This window comes from uncultured Henriciella sp., assembly GCF_964005855.1.
GTDB lineage: Bacteria > Pseudomonadota > Alphaproteobacteria > Caulobacterales > Hyphomonadaceae > Henriciella.
In genome coordinates this window covers 1-16,254 of the sequence record NZ_CAXFSW010000013.1, presented here as the reverse complement: position 1 = coordinate 16,254, position 16,254 = coordinate 1, and the positions used below count along the sequence as shown (strand labels likewise).

Annotated in this window: 19 protein-coding genes and 1 riboswitch; of the genes, 14 read left to right on the top strand and 5 right to left on the bottom strand. The window is 61.0% G+C overall.

From position 1 onward, the window contains the following. Positions 1–16: 16 nt before the first annotated feature. The 3 genes from ABNU55_RS12190 (at position 17) to ABNU55_RS12180 (ending at position 3,021) form a co-directional block, all read left to right on the top strand. Positions 17–1,894: an ABC-F family ATP-binding cassette domain-containing protein gene (locus tag ABNU55_RS12190; protein ID WP_290754256.1), complete on the top strand. Its 1,878-nt coding sequence runs from the start codon at positions 17–19 to the stop codon at positions 1,892–1,894. 156 nt (positions 1,895–2,050) lie between these two features. Next, positions 2,051–2,788 carry a phosphodiester glycosidase family protein gene (locus tag ABNU55_RS12185; RefSeq protein ID WP_290754258.1) on the top strand — a complete coding sequence of 246 codons (738 nt, stop codon included), beginning with the start codon at positions 2,051–2,053 and terminating at the stop codon, positions 2,786–2,788. Next, entirely contained in the window at positions 2,785–3,021 is a 237-nt protein-coding gene (locus tag ABNU55_RS12180) for a DUF2164 domain-containing protein (protein ID WP_290754260.1), read from the top strand. The genes ABNU55_RS12185 and ABNU55_RS12180 overlap by 4 nt, the downstream gene beginning before the upstream one ends. 92 nt (positions 3,022–3,113) lie before the next feature. On the opposite strand, the gene ABNU55_RS12175 is transcribed toward ABNU55_RS12180, so the two are convergent. Then, positions 3,114–3,338, bottom strand: a complete 225-nt coding sequence (locus ABNU55_RS12175; RefSeq protein ID WP_290754262.1) for a hypothetical protein — start codon at positions 3,336–3,338, stop codon at positions 3,114–3,116. A 168-nt stretch (positions 3,339–3,506) separates the two neighbouring features. Between ABNU55_RS12175 and ABNU55_RS12170 the strand changes: the two genes are divergently transcribed. Beyond that, positions 3,507–3,851, top strand: a complete 345-nt coding sequence (locus ABNU55_RS12170) for an ArsC/Spx/MgsR family protein (RefSeq protein WP_290754264.1) — start codon at positions 3,507–3,509, stop codon at positions 3,849–3,851. A 12-nt stretch (positions 3,852–3,863) separates the two neighbouring features. Here the strand turns inward: ABNU55_RS12170 and ABNU55_RS12165 are convergent, their stop codons facing one another. Beyond that, the gene (locus ABNU55_RS12165) at positions 3,864–4,256 is read right to left on the bottom strand and encodes an MAPEG family protein (RefSeq protein WP_290754265.1); all 393 of its coding nucleotides are present in this window, start codon (positions 4,254–4,256) and stop codon (positions 3,864–3,866) included. 143 nt (positions 4,257–4,399) lie between these two features. Between ABNU55_RS12165 and ABNU55_RS12160 the strand changes: the two genes are divergently transcribed. The 5 genes from ABNU55_RS12160 (at position 4,400) to ABNU55_RS12140 (ending at position 7,968) form a co-directional block, all read left to right on the top strand. Then, complete coding sequence (locus ABNU55_RS12160) at positions 4,400–5,146, top strand: hypothetical protein (protein WP_348764387.1); 747 nt, start codon at positions 4,400–4,402, stop codon at positions 5,144–5,146. Between the two features lie 105 nt (positions 5,147–5,251). Next, entirely contained in the window at positions 5,252–5,797 is a 546-nt protein-coding gene (locus ABNU55_RS12155) for a pseudouridine synthase (protein ID WP_348764386.1), read from the top strand. 87 nt (positions 5,798–5,884) lie between these two features. Then, the gene (locus ABNU55_RS12150) at positions 5,885–6,502 is read left to right on the top strand and encodes a BRCT domain-containing protein (RefSeq protein ID WP_290760042.1); all 618 of its coding nucleotides are present in this window, start codon (positions 5,885–5,887) and stop codon (positions 6,500–6,502) included. A gap of 69 nt (positions 6,503–6,571) precedes the next feature. After that, complete coding sequence (locus ABNU55_RS12145; RefSeq protein WP_348764385.1) at positions 6,572–7,324, top strand: dienelactone hydrolase family protein; 753 nt, start codon at positions 6,572–6,574, stop codon at positions 7,322–7,324. A 206-nt stretch (positions 7,325–7,530) separates the two neighbouring features. Further along, positions 7,531–7,968: a hypothetical protein gene (locus tag ABNU55_RS12140; protein ID WP_348764384.1), complete on the top strand. Its 438-nt coding sequence runs from the start codon at positions 7,531–7,533 to the stop codon at positions 7,966–7,968. 106 nt (positions 7,969–8,074) lie between these two features. On the opposite strand, the gene ABNU55_RS12135 is transcribed toward ABNU55_RS12140, so the two are convergent. After that, positions 8,075–8,836 carry an SDR family oxidoreductase gene (locus ABNU55_RS12135; RefSeq protein ID WP_290754897.1) on the bottom strand — a complete coding sequence of 254 codons (762 nt, stop codon included), beginning with the start codon at positions 8,834–8,836 and terminating at the stop codon, positions 8,075–8,077. 181 nt (positions 8,837–9,017) lie between these two features. On the opposite strand from ABNU55_RS12135, the gene ABNU55_RS12130 reads away from it, so the two are divergent. Next, positions 9,018–9,719, top strand: coding sequence for an amino acid racemase (locus tag ABNU55_RS12130; protein ID WP_290754900.1), 702 nt, complete (start codon positions 9,018–9,020; stop codon positions 9,717–9,719). On the opposite strand, the gene ABNU55_RS12125 is transcribed toward ABNU55_RS12130, so the two are convergent. After that, positions 9,716–10,699, bottom strand: a complete 984-nt coding sequence (locus ABNU55_RS12125) for an acyl-CoA thioester hydrolase/BAAT C-terminal domain-containing protein (RefSeq protein WP_348764383.1) — start codon at positions 10,697–10,699, stop codon at positions 9,716–9,718. The two genes, ABNU55_RS12130 and ABNU55_RS12125, sit on opposite strands and share 4 nt — an antisense overlap. 118 nt (positions 10,700–10,817) lie before the next feature. On the opposite strand from ABNU55_RS12125, the gene ABNU55_RS12120 reads away from it, so the two are divergent. Then, positions 10,818–11,540 (top strand): hypothetical protein, encoded by a 723-nt coding sequence (locus tag ABNU55_RS12120; protein ID WP_290754902.1) that lies wholly within the window; start codon positions 10,818–10,820, stop codon positions 11,538–11,540. Positions 11,541–11,544: 4 nt separating this feature from the next. On the opposite strand, the gene ABNU55_RS12115 is transcribed toward ABNU55_RS12120, so the two are convergent. Then, positions 11,545–12,363, bottom strand: coding sequence for an arylamine N-acetyltransferase (locus tag ABNU55_RS12115; protein WP_290754904.1), 819 nt, complete (start codon positions 12,361–12,363; stop codon positions 11,545–11,547). Positions 12,364–12,448: 85 nt separating this feature from the next. Next, a riboswitch (TPP riboswitch) is annotated at positions 12,449–12,633 on the top strand. A 32-nt stretch (positions 12,634–12,665) separates the two neighbouring features. On the opposite strand from ABNU55_RS12115, the gene thiC reads away from it, so the two are divergent. Genes thiC through ABNU55_RS12100 form a run of 3 tightly spaced genes read left to right on the top strand, consistent with a single transcriptional unit; the run spans position 12,666 to position 16,062 of the window. Beyond that, on the top strand, positions 12,666–14,606 hold the full coding sequence (gene thiC, locus ABNU55_RS12110; RefSeq protein ID WP_290754905.1) for a phosphomethylpyrimidine synthase ThiC: 1,941 nt from the start codon (positions 12,666–12,668) through the stop codon (positions 14,604–14,606). A gap of 23 nt (positions 14,607–14,629) precedes the next feature. Then, positions 14,630–15,787 carry a Shedu anti-phage system protein SduA domain-containing protein gene (locus tag ABNU55_RS12105; RefSeq protein ID WP_290754907.1) on the top strand — a complete coding sequence of 386 codons (1,158 nt, stop codon included), beginning with the start codon at positions 14,630–14,632 and terminating at the stop codon, positions 15,785–15,787. Positions 15,788–15,840: 53 nt separating this feature from the next. Beyond that, positions 15,841–16,062: a SlyX family protein gene (locus ABNU55_RS12100; protein ID WP_348764389.1), complete on the top strand. Its 222-nt coding sequence runs from the start codon at positions 15,841–15,843 to the stop codon at positions 16,060–16,062. Positions 16,063–16,254 lie beyond the last annotated feature (192 nt).

Sequence of the window (16,254 nt, the reverse complement as noted above, 5' to 3'; positions counted from 1 at the left end):
CTTAGCAGCCAGTCCCATGCTTACGATCGACAATCTCACCTACCGGATACAGGGCCGGATCCTGCTCGATAATGCCTCGGCAAAGCTGGCGGCTGGCTGGAAGGTCGGTCTGATCGGCCGCAACGGCACCGGCAAGTCGACCCTCCTGCGGCTCATCCGTGAGTCAGCAGACGACAGCGACGGGTCGATCCGCATCGGCAAGGCTGCCCGGCTCGGCTGGGTCGCGCAGGAGGTGGAAGCCTCCGACCGCACGCTTCTGGATGAGACGCTGGCGGCGCATACAGAGCGCGCCCGTCTCATGCATGAGGCCGAGACCGTCCTCGACCCGCAGGAGCTTGCCAATGTTCATGAACGGCTGACCGCCATCGACGCCTGGTCCGGCGATGCGCGCGCGGCCACCATTCTGAGCGGGCTTGGCTTCTCACAGGCAGACCTTGGCCGCGCCTGCCGGGAGTTTTCCGGCGGCTGGCGCATGCGCGCTGCCCTGGCCGGTGTCCTCTTTGCAGAGCCGGACCTCCTCCTCCTGGACGAGCCGACCAACTATCTGGACCTTGAAGGCGCGGCCTGGCTCGAGACCTATCTGAGGCAGTATCCGCACACCGTCCTCCTCGTCAGCCACGACCGCGAGCTTCTGAACAATGCCGTGACGCATACGCTGGCGCTGGAACACCAGAAGCTCACCGTGCATCCCGGCAATTATGACAGCTGGCAGAAAAAGCGGGCTGAAACGCTCGCCCAGCTTGAGGCGCAGAAGACCAAGCAGGACAAGGAACGCGCCCACCTGCAGAGCTTTGTCGACCGTTTCCGGGCCAAGGCGAACAAGGCGAGCCAGGCCCAGTCGCGCATCAAGATGCTGGAGCGGATGCAGGAAGTTGTCATTCCTCTGGAAGAACGCACGACCCCATTCAATTTCCCGGCGCCGCCTGAGCTCGCCTCGCCGCTTTTCGTTCTGGATGAGGCGGACCTTGGCTATACCGAAGGCCGCCCGGTGCTGCGCGGCGTCCATCTTCGCGTCGACAATGATGACCGGATCGCCATTGTCGGGGCGAACGGGCAGGGCAAGTCGACGCTGGTCAAATCCATTGCCGGGCGTCTGGACCTGCTGGCGGGGAACCGCGTGGCCGCATCCAAGGTCGAGATCGGCTATTTCAGCCAGGATCAGCTTGATGAGCTGAGCGCCGGCGACAATGCCCTCGACCATGTCCGGCGTCTGCGGCCGACAGCGACAGACGGTCAGGTCCGCTCCATTGTGGCGAATATCGGCTTTAACCGCGACAAGGCCGAGACGAAGGTGGAAAAGCTCTCTGGCGGTGAGAAAGTGCGTCTTCTTCTCGGCCTGATGGCGCTGACAACCCCGCACATCATGATCCTGGACGAGCCGACCAGCCACCTTGATATCGACAGCCGCGAGGCGCTGATCCACGCGCTCAATGATTATGAAGGCGCCGTCCTTCTCATTACCCACGACGTCTACCTCGCCGAAGCGACCGCCGACCGTCTCTGGCTGGTCGATCAGGGGCGGGCGGCGCCCTATGATGGCGACCTGTCGGATTACCGAAAGCTGGTGCTGGAAGCAGACCGCAATCGCGGGGCAGAAATCGTGCAGGCGCCAGCCGAGGCGCCGCCTGCGCCCAAACGCTCAGACAGTGAGATCCGACGGGCGACCGCCGACATTCGCAAACGCATCTCCGCCGCAGAGCGCGAGATGGAAAAGCTGCGCGCTGAGCTTTCCGGCATCGATGCCGAACTCGCAGACCCGACGCTCTATGACACCGATCCACAGAAATCAGTCGCTCTCGCCAGGTCGCGGGACCGTCTGAATGCGGCGCTTGCAAAGGCTGAGGAAGCCTGGATCGAAGCCAGTGAAGCCTATGAAGCCGCCGCCGCCAGCTGAGGCCATAATTCGGCCATGGCTTGCAGGCGAGTCTGAGCTTGCCGCCTTTCCTCGCGAGGCGACGCTCCATAGTGTGCTTATCTTGGCAAGTTCCTTTCCAACCCAGCCGGCAGAAGGGTCGTAGAATTGCGCAGTCTCCTGAAAGCGCCCGCCGCAATGCTGTTTACCCTGGCTGCTGTCTTCCTGCCGGCCTGCGATATCGCCCTGCCTGAGGAAAGCGGGGAATATTGCCGCTCCATCACCTTCAGATCGCTGCCCTACACGGTCTGCAGCTTTCGCGCCGACCGCGACGATATCCGCCTTTTTTATGCTGATGAGGATGGCGCGCCCTATCTTCAGTTCGACACGCTTGCCGACGCCCTCGCCGAACGGGGCGAGACCCTGGTCTTCGCCATGAATGGCGGCATGTATCATGAGAACCGTGAGCCGGTCGGCTATCTGCGCGCCGAAGGCGGCGACAGTGCCAATGTGAATACCAATGAAGGCCCCGGCAACTTCCACATGAAGCCGAACGGTGTCTTCTGGGTGGAGGATGGGCGTGCGGGGATTTCGGTTTCGGAAGCCTATATTTCAGAGGGGCGGGACCCGGATTTTGCCACCCAGTCAGGGCCTATGCTGGTCATCGATGGCGAGCTCCACCCGACGATCAATCCGGACGGCACCTCCCGCAAGCGCCGTAATGGCGTGGGGGTCAGCGCCGATGGGCGGACCGTTCATTTCGTCATTTCAGACAGCCTCGTCACGTTTCATGACTTCGCCAGCGTCTTCAGTGACCGGCTGGAGACCCCGAACGCGCTCTTTCTCGACGGTCAGGTCTCGCGCATCTATGCACCGGCCATGAGCCGTAACGAGCAGGGGATGGATATGGGCCCGATAGTCGGTGTGGTGGAGTGAAGGAAATCCGGCTCACCGATGAACGCCGCGATGCGTTGATTGCAGAGCTTCAGACCCTTTTTGCTGTCGAATTCGATGAGCCGATCAGCGATTTTCGCGCCGGCGAGATCATGGACCTCATGCTGAAGACGCTTGGTGCAACGGTCTACAATCAGGCCGTCGAGGATGTGCGCGCCCACCTGCAGGGCAAGCTGGATGACCTTCAGGGAGAGGTTTTCATCAGCGAGGACTAGCCCCCGCACAAAAAAAGCCCGGCGCTTCCTGTATTCCGCAAATGGAAAGACAGGATGAGGCGCCGGGCTTTTAAATGGCGAAGAGCGGAGGACTAGTTGTCGTCGTTCAGCTCGCGCATGGTTTCGTCGACGGCTTCGTCGGTTTCGCGCGCAATTGTGCCTGCCGCTTCTTCTGTCTCTTCGGCGGCGGCGCCCAGAAGCACGTCCATACGTGCGCCAGCCTCTTCAAATGAGCCTTCCACGATACGGAAATAGAGAAGGATGATCAGAAAGATGGCGGCGATCAGAACGATCAGTCCGGATAGAAATCTGCCCATTAGGTAGCCCTCGCAAGTTGGAGCGCCCACAGCCACCCGCTGCGGGCTTCATTCCTGACCCTAACACTTTATTAAGGTTCTAGTTCCAGCGCGCAAGCTTGGACTTTTCAGGTACCGGCCCACATCTGCCCCTATACTTGATCACGCCCCGTCCGGAAGGAATGTAAAATGGCAAGCCTCACCCTCTATGGTCTGAAGAACTGCGACACCTGCAAGAAGGCGATGACCGCGCTGACCGCAGACGGTCACGATGTCACCATGGTCGATATCCGCGCCGAGGTTGACCTGAAGCAAAAGGTCCCGGCCTGGATCGGAGCGGTCGGGGCCGATGCGCTGGTCAACAAGCGCTCGACGACCTGGCGCAATCTTTCCACCGAGGAAAAATCCCAGGTCGAGCAGGATCAGGCAGAGGCGTTGCTTATCGACAACCCGACCCTGATCAAGCGCCCCGTCATCGAAACGGGCGCCGACGTCTATGTCGGCTGGACCAAGGATGTGCAGGCGGTCTTCTAGTCGCCGGCGCCTCTAGACAAGAGCGAACCAGAGACAGCTCAAGGCCGTAGCCAGCATCACCAGCAGCGTCAGCAATGTGCCCCACATCCGGCCGGGGCTGCCGCCGCTGGACCCGCTGAGCCCCACCGCATGCAGGACGCGCCCGAGGAGAAACAGGGCGCCCAGGGCATGGATGAGCCAGACCGGCGCGGCCAGTGCGCCGAGGCCCAGCAGGCCGATCAGCGTCACGGGGACGTCCTCGACGGCATTGCCCTGCGTGCGCTGGGCGCGCTGAAGGCGTTCATTGGCGCCGTCGCCAAACATGATCTTTTCCGACATTCGAACGCGGCCAACCAGGCCTTTCAGGACAATGAAAAGCAGGATGAACAGGCCGGTATAAAGCACGGCAGTCTGCATTGATGTCATTTCCGAACCCTCCCTAAAGGCTCTGTCTAATCACGCCAGACCACAGGTTCCGTCAAGCGAAAGCCGGAATCGTTCAAGTTGATTCGGAACGGTTTTGCCGACGCATTCGTTGTCTTCCCGACACAATCTGAAGGAGACCACCTATGAAAAAACTTCTCACAGCACTCGCCACAACGACCGCTCTTGCAACGGCGCCGGCCCTTGCCATCCCGCAGATGGATCAGGACACCGACGCGCAGGCCGAGGCTGAAATGGACGCCACGGTCGAGATGGAAGAGACCGACACCTATGATGAAACCTCGGACATGGACGCTGACGTCGAAGCCGACGTCGATACCGATACCGATATGTCCGACGACATGGACGAGATGGATGAGGAAGCAGACGCACCGACGCCGCCCAAGCCGGACGTCGATGCTGAGGCTGATGCCGACGTAGATGTCGAAACGGACATGGATACCGACGCCGACACATCCACCGAGATGGATACCGACACGACCACGCCGGACATGAGCGACGAAGCCGACACGGACACCGAAGAGATGTCCACCACCGGCACCGACGCCAATGCCGCCGCCACCTCGCGCATCACGCAGGGCGACGCTGGCAACACCCAGTCGACCTCGACCACCGAGGCGAGCGATGCGGAGACCGAAGACTTCGTTCGTGAGACGAGCAGCAGCATGCCGAGCAATGAGCTTGGTGCTTCGATGGCCGTTCAGCTCTTCCTGTCGATCGATGACGATGGCAACGGCTACGTCTCGCAGTCAGAGTGGAGCGACTGGCAGAACCGTTCGGGCGTTTCCGACGATCTGTTCGGCAAATACGACGCTGATAGCGATGGCGACATTGAGCTCAGCGAATACCTGAAGACCTATGACGCTTCCTAATCGTCAGTAGGCGACCACAGAGAAAGCCCGCCCGCGTGGCGGGCTTTTTTGTGCGCGGTATGGAGGAGTTGCGGGGCGCCTTGGCACAACGCTAGGAAAAGACCCATGCTGATTGCTTTCAACAAACCCTTCGGCGTGCTCTCGCAGTTTACCGACAAGGCAAATGCAGACTCGCCGCGCCAGACCCTGTCGGACTTCATCGACCTGCCGGGCGTTTACCCCGCCGGACGTCTCGACCGCGACAGCGAGGGGCTTCTCCTGCTCACCGATGACGGAAAGCTTCAGGCGCGCATCGCCGACCCCAGGCACAAGATGGAAAAGACCTATTGGGCGCAGGTTGAGGGCGACCCCGATAAGGCATCGCTGGAGGCCTTCCAGCGCGGCCTCGATCTCAAGGATGGCCGCACTCGGCCCGCAGGCGCGCAGATCATCGATGAGCCGCCCCGCCTCTGGGCGCGCGATCCCCCGATCCGTTACCGCAAATCTGTGCCTGATTGCTGGCTCGAGGTCCGCCTCCGCGAGGGCAGAAACCGCCAGGTTCGCCGCATGACCGCCGCCATCGGCCACCCGACCCTCCGCCTCATCCGCGCCCGGATCGGGGACTGGTCGCTGGACGGCCTGCAGCCGGGTGAGTGGCGGAAGGTTTATTAGCTCCCGGCAACGTTCTAAAAAATTCGAGATGTATAAATTATTCTATCTATGCGATAACTCTGGCTGACATCTAGGGGATCTAATTGGATGGATATAACAACGCTGCGCAACTTATATGGCCGTGCGAGAATTGACGACCGTCAAGTTAATGAACTCATTGGGCTGGCTCATGGAATCATCGCTGATGGCAAGGTCAACCAAGCTGAGGCCGAATATTTGTACAAATGGTTGGCGGCCCATAAGGATGCGACGGAGAACACCGTCGTCACTATCCTCTTCGACAGAATTAGGAACTACCTAGAAGACGACGTCCTGGATCAGGACGAAGCGGAAGAACTTTTCGAAACTTTGCGGGCCTTCGCTGGAGGAGACTACGAAATTGGCGAAGCGCAAAAATCAACTTCTCTGCCGTTCTGTCAGCCCGTTCCCGATATTGCCTTCAATGGTAATCGATTCTGCTTCACCGGCACCTTTGGCTTTGGAAGTCGAAGGCAATGTGAGCAGGCAGCGCTCGAGGTTGGAGCCATAGCCGGATCGTTGACTAAGACCACCAGATTCCTCGTCATTGGAGCATATGCTACAGAGAGCTGGGCTCACTCCAGCTATGGAAGAAAGATTGAAAAGGCTGTCGGCATGCGAAGTTCCGGTCTGCCCATTTCCATAATTAGCGAAGCGCATTGGGTTGAGGCACTTCGAGCGAACTAAGTTTGGCAGAGCGTGCCTTTGCGCTAGCTACTGATTGGACTGGCCAAGCTATAGCAAAGGACCTCACCCATGCGCATTCTCAGCCTCCTTGCCGCGTCCACCGCGCTCACGCTCACCGCCCATGCGGGCGAAACCGTCACCTATGAGGTCGATGGCACGGCCTATGAAGGCTATCTCGCTGAGGCGACGCGCGACTCCAAAGGTCTCGTTCTTATCATTCATGACTGGGGCGGCCTCGACGATTATGAAAAGACCCGCGCCGAGATGATTGCCGACGAAGGATATGACGCCTTCGCCGTCGACCTTTATGGCAAGGGAAATCGTCCGGACACGACCGAAGCGCGCAAGGAACTGGTCGGCCAGCTCTACAATGACCGCGACACCATGCGCGCGCGCATCCTCGCCGGCATGGCGCAAGCGCGCGAGCAGACGGGTGATCAGCCGGTGATTGTCATGGGCTATTGCTTCGGCGGCGGCGCAACGCTTGAGCTTGCCCGCTCCGGCGAGGGAGAGAATATTGCCGGGTTCGCCACCTTCCATGGCAGTCTCGACGCGCCAGAAGGGGCCGACTATTCCGCAGCGCCGGCCCCAATCCTCATCATGCATGGCGGCGCCGATAGCGGCATTCCCAATTCGCTCGCCGCCGAGGCGGCAGACATGATGGAACAGGCCGGCATCACCTATGAGGTGCAGATCTATTCCGGCGCGCCGCATGCCTGGACCGTGTTCGGCTCGGACCGCTATCAGGAACTCGCCGACAGGAAGTCCTGGGACGCCTTCATGGACTTCACCGAGCGCTACCTTGAAGGCGACGAGGACTGATTTTCAGGCCTCGACGCGCAGTTTCCCGTCAGGAATTCATTTGGGGCTGACAGTGCCCCATTCATGGGCCGGGTGAGGCCCGCAGCAAAGCCTGACCGGCACCCCACATTTTGCCAATAAACTTGATGTCATACCCCTGCGGGGGCATGCGGGTCCCGTATGCCCTTGCTTTAGTGCCCTCACTTCAATTCAGGGGGAGGGCACACATGCTCAAATACATAATTCTGCTTCCGTTCGCAGGTCTGGCCGCCACAGCCTGCACCAGCACGACATCGCTTGGCAGCTCTCAGGAGCTTGCGCCCCGCCTCGTGGCGAGCCAGCCGGGCGACGCGGATATGGAGTGCGACGCACTCAGCACCGAAATTGCCGAGATGGATGCGCTTATGGCGCAGTCTGTCCAGAATGCCGGCAACGCGGAAACATCTGGCGCCACTGCCAGTGCCGCTGCGGGCGCAGCAACCGACGCAGCCCTGTATAGCGGCGCTCTCGTCCGCGTTCCGGGGCTGGGCTTCGCGGCGAATGCCGCGAAGGGGGTGGCCCAGCGCAATGCGCAGGCCGAGGCCGAGCGTCAGGCCGAAAACGCACGCACGGCAGAACTGCGCCGCACAGCGCTCATGGGGATATATGCGGGCAAAGGCTGCTAAAGGGGGCTCTGCCGGCTCCAGCCTTGCCTAAAGCATCATCGCGCGGCGCCGGGCCTGGTTCAGGCTGGGCGCCGCGCAACTTTCAAAAGAATGACGGAAGGGCGGCCTAGTCGTCGAAGTTTGGCTGGCCATTGGAGGCTGACAGCCCGCCATCGACGGGCAGGATGACCCCGCTGACAAAGCCGGCATCCGGCCCGGCCAGGAAGGCCATCACGCTAGCGACTTCTTCCGGCTCGGCGGCGCGTTTCATCGGGATCCGGTTCTTCACCATCTCCATCTTCCGCTCATCCTCGCGGATGCCTTCCGACATGCTGGTCCGGGTGACGCTTGGCGCCACGGCGTTGACGCGCACGCCATGCTTGCCGAGGTCCAGCGCCATGGCCCGCGTCATGTTCGTGACTGCGCCCTTGGAGGTGTTGTAGCCGAACATCTTCCAGTCGCCGCCGATACCGGACACCGATGAGGTGTTCACAATCGATCCCTTTGCTTCTTTCAGGTGCGGCACGGCTTCGGTCACCGTGTTGAAGATGCCGGTCACATTCACCGACATGATCTTCTCGAAATCCTCCAGCGTCAGCTCGCCGGGGCGGCCCATTTCGGCAACGCCTGCATTATTGATGAGGCAATCCAGTGCGCCGAACCTGTCCACGGTCTCGCTAATAAGATGGGCAGCGTCATTCTTGTTCGACACATCGCCGTCGATCACCAGTGTGCGTTCGCCCGGCAGGTCGCCTGCCACCTTCTCCAGCTTCTCGCGGGTGCGCCCGCTCAGGACGACATTCCAGCCATCTTCGGAAAAGCGCCGTGCTGCCGCTTCGCCGATGCCGGAGCCTGCGCCTGTGATGATTACGGTCTTTGTCTTGGTCATGGTGGGTCCTTTGCTTCGCCGGGCGCGTCTTTCGCGGCGCGCTCTGTTGAAAAACCTACGTTGCCCGCGCGGCAGCGTTCCGGCGCGGCTGAGAATCCCGCCTTGTTCACGCGTCTGCGGTCGGCCTGCCCGGCCATTCTGCGGCTTCCCTTCGGGGCGTCATGAGACTAGACCCCCCGTCATGTCTCTTGTCGGTCTCATTGGCGGGGTCAGCCCCGAAGCCACGAAAATCTATTATGAGCTTCTGAATGCTCATGCCCGCAGCCGTCATGGTGGTCAGCATTCGGCGCGCTGCCTCTTCTTCATGCTCGATTACGGCGTGATGATCGGCCACTATCATGATGAGAACTGGGACGCGTTCCGCGCCGAAGTCGTCAAGGGGGCTGAGGCCCTGAAGGCGGCTGGCGCAGACGCCATCGCCATCACCTCCGGCACAACCCATGTCGCCGCCGAAGCGGTGGCAGGCGCGACCGGCCTTCCCGTCATCCATATGCTCGACAGCCTCTCCGACGCGATGATGGCGAAAGGTGTGGCGAGCCCGCTCCTCTTCGGCACGCCCTGGGTCATGAGCGGCGATTTCTTCGCCCCCGCGCTGGCGCAGCGCTTTCCTGGCACGCCGGTCATCCCATCGGCGCAAGACCGCGATCTCATCGGCCGCGTCATCTTCGATGAGCTTGTCGAGGGCGTGGTGAAGGACAGCTCGCGTGAAGACCTGACCGCCATGATTGCCTGCTATGCCGATCAGGGCGCGGACGGCGTCATCCTTGGCTGTACAGAGCTTTGCATGATCCTGTCGGAAGGCGACGGTCCGCTGCCTGTCTTCTCCACCACGCATATTCACGCAGAAGCGGTCGATGCGTGGATCGGTAAGGCCGGCGTCTAGAGCGCGGCCTTCAGGAAAGCGACCGTCTTCGGCCAGTTGTCCAGCTGCGCGGCCCGGTTGCTCGCGCGTGTGCCGCCCCAGTCGAGCGGCGCATCGGCTGTTTCCGGGTCGAGCCTGTCTGCAGGCTTTCCGCCCACTCCGTGTCCGGCCTCGGGATAGGAAAGAACTGTCACCTCCGGCCCGTCCATGGCCCCGGCGCGTGCCTGGACCGCCTCGGCCATCGGACAGCTTGGCCAGAGCGCATCCGACCCGCCGCAGACAAGAAACACCGGCGCCTCAATACGCCCGACCTCGATCATCGTCTCGGGATGCGCATCGACCGCGTCCAGCCCGTTGGCATAGAGCGAATAGAGCCCGGTCTCATAGTCGAAGGCGCCATAGGGCAGTGCGGGGTAGGGCGAGCCATTCAGCGACCAGGACGCCTCTGGCTCCCGCCCGTCAAAGTCCCAGTTGATGCCGGTCCACGAGACGCTGGACGGGACAATGGCCACAACCGCTTCCAGCTCCGGGTGGCGTGTCGCCGTGATCAGCGCGGCTTCTGCGCCCTTCGACGTGCCATAGATGCCGACCCGGCCAGCATCCACCTCGCCGCGCGCGAACAGCCACTCCAGCGCGGTGTCGAACCGTTCCAGCGGCACCAGTTCCAGATTCTGCTCCTGACCCTCGAACCGGTAGAATGAGAGATGCAGCACGCTGATGCCCTCCTCACGCAGCGCTTCGGCTTCAACAGCGACCCCCTCGCTGAGCCCGCCCTCAGACCCGCCCACCATCAGGAGTGCCGGTCCTGGCATGTTCGCCGTCGCCGCAGGGTAATAGTTCGCGATAAGGCCCGGTTCGCGGATTTCGATGACGTCCGTCATTCGGGCAGGAGGGGCCTCTGCCGTGACCGGCTCGGGTGCTGGCGCCGCCTGACAGGCCGACAGAACGGCGACGGACAGGAGGCCAGCTGCAAGGTAAAGGGACTGGATAAAACGCATCATGACCTCCGGGAAGCGCGATTGAACCAAGATGACCGCCTCGCACGAGCGGTGCGCCGCGTCCACTTGCCAGATGCGGCTTTTATAGGTAGCGCCGCCCTCTTGAGACAGGGAGCTTGCCATGACCGCGCCGTCCACCATTACCATACCGGCCCAGTTCAACGGCCCGCCCGGCAGCGGGAATGGCGGCTATTCCGCAGGGCTTCTGGCCCGGCACCTGGACGGCCCGCATACGATCCGCATCAATGCGCCGATCCCGCTGGAGATCCCGCTCACCATTGCCTCTGACGACGACAACACAACGCTCCATTCCGGCGACACCCTCATCATGACGGCCCGGCCCGAAGCGCCTGCCATCGCGCCGCGGCCTGCGCCCGGCTTTGAAGCAGCCAGGGCGGCCAGTGAGCACCCGCGCCCCTTCGGTGCCGGTGAAATGTCGGTCTGTTTTGTCTGCGGGCGTGGCCGCGCGCCCGGAGAGGGTCTGCGCATCTTCTGCGGTCAGCTCGAAGATCCGGAAACCGCGGCAACTGTCTGGACCCCGCACGAGACATTTGCAGACCAAGACGGCCTCGTTCGCCCCGAGATCATCTGGAGCGCGCTCGACTGCCCCGGCGGCTTCTCCCTGCCCGATGTCGACCGTGCGCTGCTGGGAGAGATGAATGCGAATATCCTCAGTCGGCCACCTGTGGGCGAACCCCTGATCATCGCCTCATGGCGCACCGGCGGAAAGGGCCGCAAACATTTTGCCGGCACCGCGCTTTATAAGAAAGACGGCACCCTCCTCGCCCACGCCGACACCCTCTGGTTCGCGGTCGATACGGCGCAGTTCGAAGCCAACGCCTGAGCCCCTACCGGCTCGCATGCGGGAAGAGCTGCCGGTGGCGCGCGCAGATTTTCGGCCAGAGCGCGGTGAGCTGCGGCTCCTCAAGGCCGAAGACCTCGCTCAATACTTCTGACAGCTCATCCGGCGACGCCAGAATGCGCTGCTCGCTGCGCCCCGGCATCTGCGTCTCCAGAACGCGCCCGCGCAGGATATGATATTTGGTGCCGCGCCGGATCTTGGCCGACAGCGTCTTGTAGAAAATGCTGTTCGGGTCACTGATCTGCCAGGCATGGCGGGCGGCCAATAGGGCCTCGTCCGCCGCTTCCGGCCGGAAATCATAGCTCGTCACAGAGCCGGGCCCGCCCTCATGCAGGCGCCAGTAGCCATCCTCCGTCCGCGCCATCGCCATACGCACCGGCGCATGATTGCTCACCCCGTCTTCCAGCGGTATCGCGCGCACCTGTGAGCTGCCAAAGCCGACATCGGCGAGATAGTCGCGGTCCAGCCGCACGAGCAGGGCGAGGTGATTGCCCATCGCCTCATCGCCGAGAGACGCCCGCCGCACGCCCGCAGCGATACGTGTCACCTCGAAGCCGACCTCAGACAGCGCCCAGCCGAAGACGGCATTCATCTCATAGCACCAGCCGCCCTTGCGCCGCGTGACGATCTCGTCATAGGCCGCCTCCAGTGACAGCGTCACCGGCCGCCCGGCATGAACGTCCAGATTCTCGAACGGCACCGTATTCACATGCGCCTCGTGCAGCGCATCCAGCGTCGCAAGGTCCACCCGAACCGGGCCGGCATGGCCAATGCGCTTCAGATAGGCGTCGAGGTCCAGCGTCATCGCCCGTCAATGCAGGAGGTGGCGGACACAGGCAAGACGCGCTCACCATCGCCCCTTTCCGAAACCGCCGCTTTCCTTTACGGTCCTCCCATCCGAGGGGCGCGTCACGGAAAGCGCTGAGATCGGGCTGAAGGTTCAAGTCTGCTCATCCTGAGCGAAGTCGAAGGACGAGCAGACGGCAAACCGCGCCGCCCGAGCACCCTTAGAACCTGATCCGGGGAATCTCCGCTAATGGAGGTGGCCGGCGTAGGAACGGAAAAACCGCGCGCCCCCGGGTCTCAAACCATTTGGAGAGACCCAACATGAACAAGCCCACCAGCCAGTCTGACTTCCAGACCCCCACTGTCACCACCGGCGCGCTGCCTGCCAGCCGCAAGGTCTATACCCATCCAAAGGCCGACCCGACCCTGTCGGTGCCGCGCCGCCTGATTGACCTGCACCCCTCCGCGAATGAAGAACCGGTGCCGGTCTATGACACGTCCGGCCCATATTCCGACCCGTCGGTCAGTATCGATGTCGAGAAGGGCCTTGCCCGCCACCGCACCGACTGGGTGCTCGAACGCGGCGGCGTTGAGGAATATGAAGGCCGCGATGTGCGCCCGGAAGACAATGGCGGCGCCTCCGGCAAGCATCTGGCCCGCGCCTTCCCGGCGCGTCACCGCCCCCTCAAGGCCGTCAATTTCGACCCGACCGGCAGCGTCACCCCAAACCCGAACCGCACCGACGCGGACCGCGAAGCCAATCGCAAGCCCGTCACCCAGTATGAGTTCGCCCGTGCCGGCATCATCACCAAGGAGATGATCTACGTCGCCGAGCGCGAAAATCTCGGCCGTCAGGAAATGCTGGAAAACGCCGAGGCTCAGATCGCGCAGGGCGAGAGCTTCGGCGCTGAGATCCCGCCCTTCATCACGCCCGAATTCGTGCGCGACGAGATCGCCAAGGGCCGCGCCATCATCCCGGCCAATATCAACCACCCGGAGCTTGAGCCGCAGATCATCGGCCGCAACTTCCTCGTCAAGATCAACGCCAATATCGGCAACTCGGCCGTCACCTCATCTGTCGAGGAAGAAGTCGACAAGATGGTCTGGGCGACGCGCTGGGGCGCCGACAATGTCATGGACCTCTCCACCGGTCGCAACATCCACAACACGCGCGAATGGATCATCCGCAACAGCCCCGTGCCCATCGGTACCGTGCCGATCTACCAGGCGCTGGAAAAGGTCAACGGCGTCGCCGAGGACCTCACCTGGGAGGTCTACCGCGACACGCTCATCGAACAGGCCGAGCAGGGGGTGGACTATTTCACCATCCATGCGGGCGTGCGCCTCGCCTATATCCACCTCACCGCCAAGCGCGTCACCGGCATCGTCTCGCGCGGCGGCTCGATCATGGCGAAATGGATGCTCGCCCACCACACAGAGAGCTTTCTCTACACCCATTTCGAGGAGATCTGCGACATCATGCGCGCCTATGATGTCTCCTTCAGCCTTGGCGATGGCCTGCGCCCCGGCTCCATCGCGGACGCCAATGACGCGGCCCAGTTCGCAGAGCTGGAGACCCTCGGTGAGCTCACCAAGATCGCCCACGCCAAGGGCTGCCAGGTGATGATCGAAGGGCCGGGCCACGTCCCGATGCACAAGATCAAGATCAATATGGACAAGCAGCTGCGCGAATGCGCCGAGGCGCCCTTCTACACGCTGGGGCCCCTCACCACAGACATCGCGCCCGGCTATGACCACATCACCTCCGGCATCGGCGCGGCGATGATCGGCTGGTACGGCACGGCCATGCTCTGCTACGTCACCCCGAAAGAGCATCTCGGCCTGCCGGACCGCGACGATGTGAAAGTCGGCGTCATCACCTACAAGCTCGCCGCCCACGCCGCAGACCTCGCCAAGGGCCACCCGGCCGCGCAGATCCGCGACGACGCGCTATCGCGGGCCCGCTTCGAGTTTCGCTGGGAGGACCAGTTCAACCTCTCCCTCGACCCCGAAACCGCCCGCGACTATCACGACCAGACCCTGCCGAAAGAGGCCCACAAGGTCGCCCATTTCTGCTCCATGTGCGGCCCGAAATTCTGCTCCATGAAGATCACGGCCGAAGTGCGCGACTATGCGGCCGGCATGACGGATAATGAAAAGGCCGACCTTGAACGCCAGGCGAAAGAGGCCGAAGAGGGGATGAAGGCCAAGAGCGCGGAATTCATGGCGCAGGGCGCTGAGATTTATGTGGAGCGGGAATAAACGACGAGCAGGTTCCGAAAGATATGAACGGCACTCCGGCTGAGAATAGACTTTTGCAATGGGCTGAACCCAAGAGACTTGGGTTCAGCATGACTAGCGGCGACACTGCGGCCTCTGAGCGAATTGCAGCACTCCATGAGGAGTTAATTGCAGGGCGTAAGGAAGACGTAGATTTCTCGCTAACGACCAACAGTCTAATTTCGATGTGCAAAGAGATAATTTTCGACATCAAAGACGGAAATTATATCTTTCATGCGATAGCCTTTAACTTAAACGGGTCCTACCTTGAGTTGGAAATTTGTCATCTTTTCGACATATATCCAACGTCTAGCGAGGGTGCTACCGACGAGGAGGAAGCTGTTGATATTTTAGCAATAGCAGCTCTTGAGGATGTACCTGTTTATCCCAACACCGCTGAAGTCGTTGGAGCGCTTGCGGACCTTCACAGGAAGCTAATCGTCGATGGGTTCACAGCCCCAAACGAATCTGGGGACAGGGTTAGGCTTCAATTCGCAAAACGCCCCACAACCGAATTGCTCGATATAAATCGAATAATGGATTTAAAGTTGAGCACGCCAATATTTGCGGCTGAGGTTGAGATTATAAGAAGGGTGGCGATTGAAGAAATATCGAAGCTTAGTCGAGCGGAGGCCGTGCTTTCAAAGATAGATATTGCTGTTTCAGAGCTTTCGAAGGAAATAAGCAGTAAGAATAGAAATGAAAATGCCATTCAATTATGTATAACTAAGCATCCAATATTACTTGGTCTTGACTACGAAAAAATTATACCAAAGCACAAGCTCGGTGCTGAATATGAAATGGACTATGCGGCTGAAAAGTATTCAAGAACATACGACCTAATTGAAATTGAGTCGTCAGTCTTGCAAATTTATACAAAAGCGGGAAATCCCTCCTCTCACTTAGTTCATGCTGAGCAACAAGTGTTGGATTGGTTGTCTTGGGTCGAGGCACATAATTCCTACGCAGCCAAGGGATTGCCCGAGATTTCTTCCCCAAAGGGGATCGTAATCATTGGCCGATCTTCGGATCTCACTGAAAGCGATACCCTGAAACTGCGTCATCGAAACGCAATGTGGGGCGGGAAGATACAGATATTTACTTACGATCAAATTCTTGAGCGAGCCGTTGGTGTGCGAGAGAGGCTCATATCGGAAAGATAGTTTCGCCGTAGGGCGGGATGACATCCCGCCCTACGGCGCCCTACATTGCCGCTATGACCGACACATCCAGCACCTCATCCCGCCTCGATGAGCTCGAAATCCGTATCGCCCATCAGGACCAGACGATTGAAGACCTGAACGCGGCTATCACGGCGCAGTGGAAGCTGATCGACCGGCTGGAGCGGCAGGTGGTGCGCCTGGCTGAGCGGGTCGCCGACAGCGAACAGGCCGTCAGCGAAGCCGCCCCGGTCAACAGGCCGCCGCCGCATTATTAAGGGGAAGTTATGCGTTCCCCTCCCCCGCGGGAGAGGGGCTAGGGGTGAGGGGGAGCCACCTCGCATCAGGCAAAGCACCAGCAGTGATGCGCCCTTTCTCGTCACTGCAAACCTTGGCGCGTGCCGATAGGCCGTATCCCCTCATCCCCGGCCCTTCTCCCGGTGGGAGAAGGGTGAAGAGGAAATCCATCC

What these genes read in the sequence shown, in the direction of transcription:
- ABNU55_RS12190 (WP_290754256.1), top strand. Translation starts at nt 17, where the DNA reads ATGCTTACGATCGACAATCTCACCTACCGGATACAGGGCCGGATCCTG.
- ABNU55_RS12185 (WP_290754258.1), top strand. Translation starts at nt 2,051, where the DNA reads ATGCTGTTTACCCTGGCTGCTGTCTTCCTGCCGGCCTGCGATATCGCC.
- ABNU55_RS12175 (WP_290754262.1), bottom strand. Translation starts at nt 3,338, where the DNA reads ATGGGCAGATTTCTATCCGGACTGATCGTTCTGATCGCCGCCATCTTT.
- ABNU55_RS12170 (WP_290754264.1), top strand. Translation starts at nt 3,507, where the DNA reads ATGGCAAGCCTCACCCTCTATGGTCTGAAGAACTGCGACACCTGCAAG.
- ABNU55_RS12165 (WP_290754265.1), bottom strand. Translation starts at nt 4,256, where the DNA reads ATGACATCAATGCAGACTGCCGTGCTTTATACCGGCCTGTTCATCCTG.
- ABNU55_RS12160 (WP_348764387.1), top strand. Translation starts at nt 4,400, where the DNA reads ATGAAAAAACTTCTCACAGCACTCGCCACAACGACCGCTCTTGCAACG.
- ABNU55_RS12155 (WP_348764386.1), top strand. Translation starts at nt 5,252, where the DNA reads ATGCTGATTGCTTTCAACAAACCCTTCGGCGTGCTCTCGCAGTTTACC.
- ABNU55_RS12150 (WP_290760042.1), top strand. Translation starts at nt 5,885, where the DNA reads ATGGATATAACAACGCTGCGCAACTTATATGGCCGTGCGAGAATTGAC.
- ABNU55_RS12145 (WP_348764385.1), top strand. Translation starts at nt 6,572, where the DNA reads ATGCGCATTCTCAGCCTCCTTGCCGCGTCCACCGCGCTCACGCTCACC.
- ABNU55_RS12140 (WP_348764384.1), top strand. Translation starts at nt 7,531, where the DNA reads ATGCTCAAATACATAATTCTGCTTCCGTTCGCAGGTCTGGCCGCCACA.
- ABNU55_RS12135 (WP_290754897.1), bottom strand. Translation starts at nt 8,836, where the DNA reads ATGACCAAGACAAAGACCGTAATCATCACAGGCGCAGGCTCCGGCATC.
- ABNU55_RS12130 (WP_290754900.1), top strand. Translation starts at nt 9,018, where the DNA reads ATGTCTCTTGTCGGTCTCATTGGCGGGGTCAGCCCCGAAGCCACGAAA.
- ABNU55_RS12125 (WP_348764383.1), bottom strand. Translation starts at nt 10,699, where the DNA reads ATGATGCGTTTTATCCAGTCCCTTTACCTTGCAGCTGGCCTCCTGTCC.
- ABNU55_RS12120 (WP_290754902.1), top strand. Translation starts at nt 10,818, where the DNA reads ATGACCGCGCCGTCCACCATTACCATACCGGCCCAGTTCAACGGCCCG.
- ABNU55_RS12115 (WP_290754904.1), bottom strand. Translation starts at nt 12,363, where the DNA reads ATGACGCTGGACCTCGACGCCTATCTGAAGCGCATTGGCCATGCCGGC.
- thiC (WP_290754905.1), top strand. Translation starts at nt 12,666, where the DNA reads ATGAACAAGCCCACCAGCCAGTCTGACTTCCAGACCCCCACTGTCACC.
- ABNU55_RS12105 (WP_290754907.1), top strand. Translation starts at nt 14,630, where the DNA reads ATGAACGGCACTCCGGCTGAGAATAGACTTTTGCAATGGGCTGAACCC.
- ABNU55_RS12100 (WP_348764389.1), top strand. Translation starts at nt 15,841, where the DNA reads ATGACCGACACATCCAGCACCTCATCCCGCCTCGATGAGCTCGAAATC.